The organism is Endozoicomonas sp. ONNA1 (assembly GCF_024606325.1).
Lineage (GTDB): Bacteria > Pseudomonadota > Gammaproteobacteria > Pseudomonadales > Endozoicomonadaceae > Endozoicomonas_A.
The window spans coordinates 1-10,722 of the sequence record NZ_JAHHPN010000387.1; the positions used below are offsets into that span (position 1 = coordinate 1).

The following is a 10,722-nucleotide window of genomic DNA, read 5'->3' on the forward strand; positions in this document are numbered from 1 at the left end:
TCTGTCATCCCCTCCAGCCGCCAGCAGGGTGCCGTCGGGGTGGTAGGCCAGGCTTCGTATCCAGTCTGTTGCATCGTTAAGAGTGTTCACCAACAGGGGGCTCTGAGGGTCGGTCATATCAAAGATCAGCACAGGGCCTGTATAACCACATTTGCGATCCCCTGAACCTGAACCTACCCCCACCGCCATGTACCTGCCGTCCTGACGCCAGACAATGCCGAAAGCTCCGTGTGGTGCGCAATGGTTCTTGTTAAGAGTGGGCGGTGTGATGGGTGGCTGATTGGGGTCCAGGGTAAGGGTGTGGATCAGAACCGGGTCGATGGGTACCGACGCAATCGCGGTCGGTGCCGGGCACAAAAGGGAAATAGCCAGAACCGGAAAAAAAGCGTATTTATACAGGCTCATGCAAACAACGCATTATAAAAAGAACCAGATTTTGCGATTAAAGTTAAGATTTCGCGTTCAGTCAAATTTTTCCCATATATAGCGATCTGGAACTATTTTCAACAATACTGGCTTCACCTTTTTCCTGCGATGTCCAGTCGTTCACAGTGTGTTCGAATCCACCGCAAGATAGAAACCGTCATAAGTCAATTGGCCAAGTATTTTGATAATGAGTCCTGCCGCTGTCGGAACACCTGAAAAAGTCACACATGGTGTTATAAAACTGAAAATGTGCTGCTTTTTATCCGACATAGGGTCATAGCTATTTTCAGAGGTTGAGCGATAGTTATGGTGAATAAAGAGAGAAAGGAGTGAACATGGACACCAAAGACAACACCCACTGCATATGACGCATTATGAACAATCATTTGAATCGTTCAGAAAGGTAGTCCAGTCTGTCCTTACAACTCAAATATCGATCCAGAGTAACCAGTTCTTCCAAAGCTCGACCGCCGCTGGCCTCAAGTGAAGAAAAATCAGGCGGACAGAAAGAAGACTGTTCAAGCCAGGGCAGAACTTCCCGGACCCCCTTCCTATTGCTGAGTAACAAGAGATCACAACCCGCATTCAAGGCTTTTTCAACCCGGAGAGTATAACTTCCCGCTGAAGCGGCACCTTCCATAGTCAAACAGTCGCTAATAACTACTCCACTAAAACCAATCTGCTCTCTAAGAATATCTTTCAACCAGATTGAAGAAAAACCACAAGGCTGATCATCCACTTCAGAAAAGACAATGTGAGCAGGCATAATCGCTTCTATACCCTGCTCTATCAACGTTTTGAATGGCACCATGTCTTGCTGCCGGATGGCGTTTAGCGAACGGTTGTCCCGAGGCAGGGTCAGGTGAGAGTCTTCATTGACACTGCCATGGCCTGGAAAATGTTTACCGACACAGGCCATTCCTGACTCATGGACACCACTGCACCATGCAGTGGCCAGTTTAATGACGTTTTCAGTCTCACTGCCTAACGCACGATCGCCCACTATTTCGGTCAGCCCAAGATTCAAATCCAATACCGGAGCCAGACTGAGGTCAAGACCGCAGGAAAGAAGCTCTTCAGCCATAAGCCAACCGCAATCTTCAATCAACTCGAGCGCTTTCTGAGGATCACAATTGAAATATCTGGCGTAATGTTCTGCCGGCGGCAGACGGGTAAAGTCGTTCCTGAAACGCTGCACCCTGCCACCTTCCTGATCGACCATCAGAATCAGATTCTGCCGGATACTTCTGATGTCACTGACCAGGTCACACAACTGTTTGCGATCTTGAAAATTTCTGGCGAAAAACAATACGCCAGCAACGCCAGGATGCAGGAGCAATTCCCGCTCTTCGGGTTGGAGTGTCTGACCTTCAAGATCAATGATCAGAACACCATTATTTTTCGCATCGTTTTGACCATGCGTATTCATACTTTTCCTGTTCTCCTGACCTGACTGCATGCGATAAGACTACTCTGGCAGAATATCAATGGTAGTTCCCGGAACAACCCGGTCAAATAAATCAATCATGTCATGACCATGCATCCTAACGCAGCCTCTTGAACCCGGCTCCCCCATCACAGCGGAATCAGGCGCTCCATGGATATAGATATATCGTCGCATAGTATCGACATTTCCCAAACGGTTGTAACCGGGTTCCAGGCCACTTAGCCAGAGAATGCGGCTTAAGATCCAGTCCCGACGTTCAGAGTATTGTTGTTGTAGTTCCGGAGAATAAATCTCACCCGTGTATCGCCTTCCTACAAACACTGCATTGAGAGGAAGGCCGTCACCTATTTTAGCTCGAATAATATGATGACCAAGGGGAGTCTGCCAGCTACCTTCCTGCTGACCTGTCCCCTTACTGGCAGTAGAGACAGAGTAACAGATCGTTTCTACCCCCTCCTGCATCAACTCCAGAGTCTGTGAGGCAATTCGAACATTAATATGCACAGCTGAATCTCGTATTGATTGGCTTCGCAGCGCCTCAGGCTTAAGAGCCTGCATGCAGAATAAACATTATCGGCCACTATCATGGGTGGCATGAGCACGCAGACCGGCTGCCATAAACGGCACCATTCTTCTCATGATATTCTCAAGATTGTCATCAATGTCGTAGTCTCTCTTGGCGATGGACAGGAGCGCATCAGCACCGGATACAGAGAAGACAGCAGAACCGAGACTAAAGTAGGTACGCCAGAATTTATCGGCAATCGGAAGGTCAGGACAGGCCCTGAACAGTAACTCAAAGTATCGACTGAAGACAGTTCCATAGGTTTCGGTCAGATAACGTTTCAAGTGCCCCTGGTTCTGGGTGAATGCCAGCCCCATGAGTTTCATGAAAATAGAGATGTCATCCGGCCTTCTGGGTTTCACAGCAAGAATATGGTCAACCAGTATCTGAAGCACAGCTTCAAGATCAGGTTGTTCACTGTGATCTGACCACTGATCCAGAGTGGTATTCAGCCCCTCCATAAAGGGAGCCAGAAAACGGGCAAATACTGCCTGTATCAATGCTTTTTTAGAGCCAAAGTGATAGTTCACTGCAGCCAGGTTAACCCCTGCCTGTCTTGTAATGGTTCTTAAGGAGGTTTCTGCGAAGCCATGTTCGGCGAAGAGCAGCTCGGCTGAATCCAGAATTCTCTCTACGGTTGAAGGTTGTGCCATGATCCGGGGAATTTTATAAGATTAATAAACGACTGTTTAGAACCTACGTTTCTTACCCTCAGCTGTCAAGGCCACTAGTAGCAAAGCCTCATCGAGTTAACCCAACGAGTCAGTGGTACGGAGCATTGCTCAACACTATTACAGGGTGCAAATTGTTGCCATCACTAACTTATCGGTTAGTGATTTTATCGAGGACAAACACTTAACTAATAGTAATCAGGCAACCCATAATTTACGGCAATCTACAAACAATGCTCTTGCTGCAAAACAGGGAAGCACAAAGCATGGAAGCAGTGAGTTTATTCACGCTAATCAATTATTATCAAGTAATGGAGAAATGACTATGACACCTATTGGACACTCAATCAAATCAATATCAATGTCTTCGCAGCCATTTAATCTGCAAGACACACATACCGGGACCACACTACAGGCTTCTGATATTGCTAAAAAACTCATTGATAAAATCTCATTCGGGATTCTGAACAGTGAGGGCAAAAAAAGCACGGTAGCGTCTCCTACCAGCCTGACTCCGGTTTTGGGCATGCTTCTGGCGTGCATAGATGACAATGCCAAAAAGGAATCAATTTTGGGAATCCCCAAAGGAACCTTGACTGAAGAGCTGGAAACTGAAATCCATAAAGAACTCGGTAAATTCAGCAAAGACAACCCTTACGGAGGCCATCCTGAACAGTTAATCTCTTGCGCTAACTTTATCGCTTCTGCTTTTCATGTCAGGGATGAGCAATTAGAAAAAATACTCTCTGAATGTTATCAAACCCAAAAGCTGGAAAGTAATCAATGGAACGTTGCTGAAGTCACAGAAGATTTTGTCAAGGAGAAAACCAAAGGAAAAATTAAAAATTTGTTTGATGACATGAATGAAGTTACAGCGACAATAGGTAATGTAATGGAATTCCGGGGTGTCTGGGAGGATAGTTTTTCTCCAGATAAAACCGCTCCTCAAAGCTTTCTATGCGCAGATGGAACTCGTATTAACAACGTAAAAATGATGGTTAAAACTGAAACGGTTCAATGTGCTTCTAACAGCAAATTTGCTGCCATCGCCAAGGAATTCAAATCTTTGAATGGAGAAGATCTTAAACTGGTCGCAATAAAACCGCGTAAAGAAAGTGCCACAGCGATTAACAATCTTGATTCTGAAACGATTAATGAGCTGACTAAACAATTAAATTATAAAGAAGCGAAATATCAGCTATCGCTACCCAAAATAAAAGTAGAAGACAGTTGCGACACTCAGTTACTCGAGAAAATGTGTGAGGCATTAGGAACCGACATAGTAGCAGGAGATCTGACAAGACTAGGCCTACCGGCAGATCAGGATCTGGAGGTGCTTCAGAAGATCGTATTATCTGTTGATGAAGAAGGTGCTAGCGGTAAGATGGCGACTGTTGCAAAAATTTTAACAAGGTGCGTATCTGGAACTTCTCATTTTGATTTTGACTGCCCTGGCTACATTGCCATTGTAGACAAAGAAGGTAATCGGTTAATTGAGCTGGTCATAAAGGATGGCAGCTTTTTGGAGTTTGATGGTGATCCTGTAATCAGCACCGCTGGAAAACAGAGTTCTAATTCTAAAAAACTGGCAAGTTCCAACCCTTTTGATATGTATGATAGCGAAGATGATCTATTTGATAGCGATGATGATATATCTGATAGCGATGATGATAGTTCTAATAACCCGTTCTTAAATAAACAGGAAGAAGTACAAAAAAACTTATCTCTAATAAAAGATCTGTCTTTTAGAACTTTTGAAACTGTTGATGTGAGCACTTATATAAATAAATTTTATAATCCAAATGGGTATTTAGATATTCAAAGTGCTGATGCAAACAATACTAATTTAACAGTCAGTTTTTCTTCTTTGGATAGTGCTAAAAAGTTTAAAGAAAGTGTATTAGAATCAATTGGTGAAAAAAATGAGAATTTAATTCGGGTTAACAAAAGCTTTTTTTCTATTGAAGTATATGTTTCAAAAAGAGAATGGAATCAAATGATTGATAAAATAACTTCTAAATCTACCGATTTTTATATTTCTGACAACAAAGATGATCCTACAATTACCCCTGCTGAAAAACCGAGCTCCGATAATCTGGTAACTTTTAACGATTATGATATGTCTGATAGTGAAGATGACAGTTCTGATAGCAAAGTTTATACGTCTGATGATCAATTCACATCTAAAAAAGAAGTAACCGATCAAACTCCAATGGGGAGTGTAAGTACTTTAATACAACAGAACTATAATCCGAATGGGGAGTTTGATATTCAGAATACTAAATCAGATCATATACAGCTAACACTCACGATGTCTTCTTTGGAAGAGGCTAAAAAGCTTAGAGAAAGAATATTAAAATCAATTGGAGACAAACATTTTAAATTTGTCAGGATTTTTGGTCGTGATTCTCCTTTTCAATTAGAGGTTTCTTTTCAAGCCTGGGACGCGCTGCGTGAGAAGTTAACTTTTAATCAACCATGAATCAATACAATGCTAAATCCGGAGATTAATCACCTCCGGATTTTTTTTAACAAAAGCCTCACAGAATCAGTTTGCGAATATCGGTCAACCATTCACCAGTAGGAAGGTAAAGCTTGCCACATGCATCATTGACGGCCCTTAGTTCAATTGCTGCTCATCATCGCGGCCCGACCTGCGCGGCCCGACCTGCGCGGCCCGACCTAACATAATGACTTGCCAGAGCAATATTACTGTATATAATCACAGATACTGTATAAAAAAACAGATTGAGTGACCATGATCAAACTGACTAAACGGCAATCCGAAATACTGGACCTGATCAAGTCTCATATCGAAGAGACAGGTTTCCCACCCACCAGGGCAGAAATCGCCAAGACCTTCGGTTTTCGTTCACCCAATGCGGCAGAAGAACATCTCAGGGCACTGGCCCGTAAAGGCGCCATCGAAATTACCCCCGGTGCTTCACGAGGTATCCGAATTCCAGACAGCCAGCCTGAAGGCCTTCCGATCATTGGACAGGTGGCTGCCGGTAACCCGATCCTCGCCCAGGAACATATCGAAGACCACCTGATGCTCAACCCCGGCTTCTTCACCCCAGCCGCTGACTTCTTGTTAAGAGTCAAAGGGATGAGCATGAAAAACATCGGGATTCTTGATGGTGACCTGCTGGCCGTTCACAAGACTACAGAGGTTCGAAACGGTCAGGTTGTCGTCGCCAGGATAGAAGACGAAGTCACCGTTAAACGATTCGAGAAACAGAAAAACAAGGTATTACTCCATCCGGAAAACGACGAGTTCGAAACCATTGTCGTCGATCTCACTCATGATATTTTCGCGGTCGAAGGTTTAAGCGTCGGGGTGATCAGAAATCAGTCCTGAAACGGATGTTGTATGAGCACCTGTACACTTGAGTGAGAACACCGAAAAGCGACCGGACCATGCCAGGAGGAAGGATTCATGCTGTACCGAACAAGCAGTGAAAGGCACAATTTTTCAACATCAGGCTTTCAGAGCAACACAGTTCGCATAAACCGCTCCAGCCTGAAAAAAACGTTACCAGAGAAAAATAAAAGCTCTCCCAGTCCCAGTATTAATGAGCTCATTCTGTCAGGACAACCCTGGCAGGCCGAACAACTCCTGACACCAATGCTCAGTCAGCTTTCCAGTGACAGTGAACGCTGGTTGACTCTGATTCTGGCAGACAAATCGGATACCAGAACCTTGCAATGGTTAAAGAATTGCAACCTGAACCATGACAAGGTGCAAATTTTTAGCGCTAACGATGATCACCAGACACTGGAACTCACCCGGAAAGCACTGGCATCCGGAACCAGCCACACCGTCATTAGTTGGCTGGGACACTTGGATAAAGGGTGGCTAATCAAGCTTGAAAGCGCTGCCCGCAATGGACAGTGTCAGGGACTGGCTATTCGCAGCAGGCAGGTTGCATGAAAACCTGTCACTGCCTTGAAGATAGAGTCAATGCAGCACTCTGTTCTCAGGAATCTCTTCTTCAGAGGATTGGGGACGAGTCAGTTCAGCAACTTCCCGCATTCCGGCGTCAAACATGACCTTTGCCACTTGTAGATACTCTCCTTCAAGATACTCCTTGGCTTCCCCGGAAAATTTCATGGTCAGCAGGGGCTCGCCCTCTTCATCACTGCGTCGCAAAACAATCTCTCCTGTTGGAAGTTCCACAATTTCCAAAAACGATGCAGCCATATTTCGTCCCATAAATAGCGAGTAAGAGGTGGAAATCATGCAGCATTGTGCATCATGATGCAACAGGTCAATGCAGAGTAATGTGAAAGGATGATTAACCAGCATACTGGTAGACATACCTGCAGAACAGCACAGCATGATCTTTGTCATAGGGTACCTCTGTCAAACCTGTCTGAATCGCACCTACAGAGCCCCCCCCCCTGGCTCATTGAGTGTTGACCCCGGCTTATATAAGACTTTGTACCTATATCCCTCCCTGGGCACAAGATACTCCCCAGTCTATGGCGATCCCAACGGTTGAACGCAGAATGAGCAGTAAATGATTAAGTCACCATTCGAGATTGAAATTTCTGAAGTGGCCCACCAATTCCTTGAGGGAAGCAAGAATACTTTTGGCACTTTCCGGTGTTTTAACACCTCTTGTACTTCCAGCACTGTCCGAAGCAATCATGGCAGTATTGATTTTATTAGAATATGATTGTATATCATCGTCTAAAAGTGAAATTTCGCCATAAGCTTTGAGTAAATCTGCCAGCCAGCTGTCAGACAACTCTAATTGTTTTAGCTGCTCGAGTTCAGAAACATCACCTTCCTGCTCACTTACCAAGTTGTAAGCTTCTTCCAGAGACATCAGACGGCTTAACTGATGACCATAAGGAGACAATATCTCTGCCAGCATGGAGAAATATGCCTGACGAGCATGCAACAAAAATGCTTCGCGAAAAGCTTCCTGCTCGAAAGGTTCTGCTCTTTCCCAAGTACCCAATTGTAAACGGGCATAGTGCAACTTCTTATTGGTATAGGCTCGCCACTGCTCAGACATAATCATTCTCACAAATAGAAAGACCCTCACGGATCACCGCGAAGGTCTTGTTTTTGAACAGGCCAGATCAGGATTTTTTGCGCTTTCTGGTGACTTTTTCTTCCCACTTACCTTCCTGGAAGGTAGCACTCCACCCCGTCGCCTTACCTTCTGACTCACTCATAACATACTGAGTCTTGGTTTTACGACTAAAGCGGATTATCGCTGGATTGCCTTCAGCATCCTGTCTCGGAGCATCCAGAAGATAATGATATTTAGGATCAATAGCCGCCTGATGAGGGATCAGTTCACTGACCAGAGGAGCACGGGTCTCACGATTCTTTGGAAATTGGCTGGCGGCCAGAAAAAGTCCGGAGGCACCGTCCCTGAGAATGTAGTGATCATCCACTTTCAGACACTTAAGTTCGGGCATGGGCACCGGATCCATTTTTGGGGGGGCCGCTTCCCCACTCTTCAGCAGTTTACGGGTGTTTTTACACTCACTGTTGGTGCAACCAAAGTATTTGCCAAAACGTCCCGATTTCAGCTGCATCTCGGAGCCACATTTGTCACATTCAAGCACAGGGCCATCATAACCTTTGAGCTTGAACTGACCTTGTTCCACTTCATAGCCGGAGCAGTCCGGGTTATTACCACAGACATGAAGCTTGCGCTGCTCATCAATCAGATAGCTTTCCATCGCTGTAGAACACTTGGGACAACGATGCATAGCTCGCAAAGCGTTAACTTCAGCATTCTCATCGTCAGCATCTTCAACCTCTTCTCCAGGCACCAGATTAATCGTACATTTACAACGCTCCTTCGGGGGGAGCGAGTAACCGGAACAGCCCAGGAAGACGCCAGTACTCGCTGTACGAATCATCATATCCCTGCCACATTCAGGACATTTGATGTCGGTGGGAGAAGGGTCATTGGATCGCATGCCATCACTGTCGTTTTCAGCCTGCTCCAGCTTGTTGCTGAAATCACTGTAGAAATGGTCCAGCAGATCCTTCCAGTTCTTGCCACCTTCAGCCACCACATCGAGATTTGACTCCATATTGGCGGTAAAGTTGTAATCCATAAGATCATGGAAATTTTCAACCAGCCGGTCTGTGACAATATCGCCCATTTTCTCGGCATAGAAACGACGATTTTTCAGAGATACATAACCACGATCCTGAATGGTCGAAATTATGGAAGCATAAGTCGAGGGTCTTCCAATTCCGCGCTTCTCCAGCTCCTTAACCAGAGCCGCTTCACTGAAACGGGCCGGCGGCTTTGTAAAGAGTTGTTTCGGGTCCAGTTTTTTCAGATCCAGGGGGTCACCTTTGTTCAGGGCGGGCAGAATGATGTCTTCACCCTTCTTGGCAATAGCTGCCATGACACGAGTGTAGCCATCAAACTTCAGGGTTCTGCCTCTCGCCCTCAGATCAAAGTCATCCACTCTGACCGTCAGGGAAGTGCTCAGGTACTCCGCGGGCGTCATCTGACAGGCAACAAATTGTCTCCAGATCAGCTCATAGAGTCGCTCTGCATCCTTCTCAAGTCCGGATATAGAACCCGGCTGAGCAGTCACAGAGGAAGGACGTATTGCTTCGTGTGCCTCCTGAGCGCCTTCTTTGCTGGAATACCGGTTTGGCTCCTCTGGCAGATACTTCGCACCGTAGGTACCATTAATAAACTCCCGGGCACTCTCCACTGCTTCCTGACTCAGATTGGTGGAGTCAGTACGCATATAAGTAATATGACCCGCTTCGTAGAGGCGTTGAGCCATCATCATGGTTTTCTTGACACTGAATCCAAGACGGGTGCTGGCTGCCTGCTGTAGCGTTGAGGTAATAAAAGGGGCAGAAGGACGACTGCGGGTCGGCTTATCTTCTCGCTCTGTCAGCTGGTAATCAGCACGTCTCAGCTTTTCCAGAACAACTTCAGTGGAGGCCTCACTGGTAGGTCTGAAGGCGTCACCGGCTTCTTTGGCGACTTGGAAGCGAATAACTTCCCCACTCCCGGTAGTCAGGTCAGCATAGACTTCCCAATACTCTTCCGGGATAAAACTTCTGACTTCACGCTCCCGCTCAACAATTAACTTAACCGCTACAGACTGGACTCGCCCTGCCGACAGGCCACGGGCAATTTTCGCCCAGAGCAATGGGGAAACCATATAACCCACTACGCGGTCGAGGAACCGCCTTGCCTGCTGGGCATTGACCCGGTCAATATTGAGAATACCCGGCTCCTTGAAGGCTTCCTGGATGGCATTCTTGGTAATTTCATTGAAAACGACCCGCCGATATCGATCAGGCTCTCCCCCTATGGCCTCCTGAAGATGCCAGGCTATAGCCTCTCCCTCACGGTCCAAATCCGTTGCGAGGTAGATTTTGTCAGCAGACTCGGCAAGGCGTCGAAGCTCATCGACCACTTTCTCTTTGCCAGGCAAAATTTCGTAACGGGCTTTCCACCCTTCTTCAGGGTCAATGCCCATTCTTTCAATGAGCTGTTCTTTGGCTTTGCGCTTCTTATGGATGATTTTCTGCTCAGGAGATAGCTTACGTGTCTCAGCAGCGGCCCTTGCCCGAGCTTTGGGATCCACAGGCTTCTTGGAGC

10 protein-coding genes are annotated in these 10,722 nt (G+C 46.1%); 3 read left to right on the forward strand and 7 right to left on the reverse strand.

Features of this window, described 5'->3' with window-relative positions:
- The 4 genes from KDK19_RS08955 to KDK19_RS08970 form a co-directional block, all read right to left on the reverse strand.
- The coding region (locus KDK19_RS08955; protein WP_257291767.1) for a WD40 repeat domain-containing protein at positions 1–405 on the reverse strand (405 nt) is incomplete at its 3' end.
- Positions 406–808: 403 nt separating this feature from the next.
- The gene (nagZ, locus tag KDK19_RS08960) at positions 809–1,855 is read right to left on the reverse strand and encodes a beta-N-acetylhexosaminidase (RefSeq protein ID WP_257291768.1); all 1,047 of its coding nucleotides are present in this window, start codon (positions 1,853–1,855) and stop codon (positions 809–811) included.
- Between the two features lie 39 nt (positions 1,856–1,894).
- Entirely contained in the window at positions 1,895–2,377 is a 483-nt protein-coding gene (locus KDK19_RS08965) for a L,D-transpeptidase (protein ID WP_257255003.1), read from the reverse strand.
- A 66-nt stretch (positions 2,378–2,443) separates the two neighbouring features.
- The gene (locus tag KDK19_RS08970; RefSeq protein ID WP_257274721.1) at positions 2,444–3,091 is read right to left on the reverse strand and encodes a TetR/AcrR family transcriptional regulator; all 648 of its coding nucleotides are present in this window, start codon (positions 3,089–3,091) and stop codon (positions 2,444–2,446) included.
- Between the two features lie 145 nt (positions 3,092–3,236).
- On the opposite strand from KDK19_RS08970, the gene KDK19_RS08975 reads away from it, so the two are divergent.
- From KDK19_RS08975 to KDK19_RS08985, 3 genes are all read left to right on the forward strand, one after another.
- Positions 3,237–5,591: a serpin family protein gene (locus KDK19_RS08975; protein WP_257291769.1), complete on the forward strand. Its 2,355-nt coding sequence runs from the start codon at positions 3,237–3,239 to the stop codon at positions 5,589–5,591.
- A gap of 276 nt (positions 5,592–5,867) precedes the next feature.
- Positions 5,868–6,470: a transcriptional repressor LexA gene (gene lexA / locus KDK19_RS08980; protein ID WP_306670710.1), complete on the forward strand. Its 603-nt coding sequence runs from the start codon at positions 5,868–5,870 to the stop codon at positions 6,468–6,470.
- 78 nt (positions 6,471–6,548) lie between these two features.
- Positions 6,549–7,043, forward strand: coding sequence for a SulA-like leucine-rich domain-containing protein (locus tag KDK19_RS08985; protein WP_257255006.1), 495 nt, complete (start codon positions 6,549–6,551; stop codon positions 7,041–7,043).
- A 27-nt stretch (positions 7,044–7,070) separates the two neighbouring features.
- Here KDK19_RS08985 and KDK19_RS08990 read toward each other — a convergent pair whose 3' ends face one another.
- From KDK19_RS08990 to topA, 3 genes are all read right to left on the reverse strand, one after another.
- Positions 7,071–7,463 carry a hypothetical protein gene (locus KDK19_RS08990; RefSeq protein ID WP_257255007.1) on the reverse strand — a complete coding sequence of 131 codons (393 nt, stop codon included), beginning with the start codon at positions 7,461–7,463 and terminating at the stop codon, positions 7,071–7,073.
- 178 nt (positions 7,464–7,641) lie between these two features.
- Complete coding sequence (locus KDK19_RS08995; RefSeq protein WP_257255008.1) at positions 7,642–8,136, reverse strand: DUF6586 family protein; 495 nt, start codon at positions 8,134–8,136, stop codon at positions 7,642–7,644.
- Positions 8,137–8,203: 67 nt separating this feature from the next.
- A partial coding sequence (topA, locus tag KDK19_RS09000; protein WP_257291770.1) for a type I DNA topoisomerase occupies positions 8,204–10,722 on the reverse strand: 2,519 nt, incomplete at its 5' end.

What these genes read in the sequence shown, in the direction of transcription:
- nagZ (WP_257291768.1), bottom strand. Translation starts at nt 1,855, where the DNA reads ATGAATACGCATGGTCAAAACGATGCGAAAAATAATGGTGTTCTGATC.
- KDK19_RS08970 (WP_257274721.1), bottom strand. Translation starts at nt 3,091, where the DNA reads ATGGCACAACCTTCAACCGTAGAGAGAATTCTGGATTCAGCCGAGCTG.
- lexA (WP_306670710.1), top strand. Translation starts at nt 5,868, where the DNA reads ATGATCAAACTGACTAAACGGCAATCCGAAATACTGGACCTGATCAAG.
- KDK19_RS08985 (WP_257255006.1), top strand. Translation starts at nt 6,549, where the DNA reads ATGCTGTACCGAACAAGCAGTGAAAGGCACAATTTTTCAACATCAGGC.
- KDK19_RS08990 (WP_257255007.1), bottom strand. Translation starts at nt 7,463, where the DNA reads ATGACAAAGATCATGCTGTGCTGTTCTGCAGGTATGTCTACCAGTATG.
- KDK19_RS08995 (WP_257255008.1), bottom strand. Translation starts at nt 8,136, where the DNA reads ATGTCTGAGCAGTGGCGAGCCTATACCAATAAGAAGTTGCACTATGCC.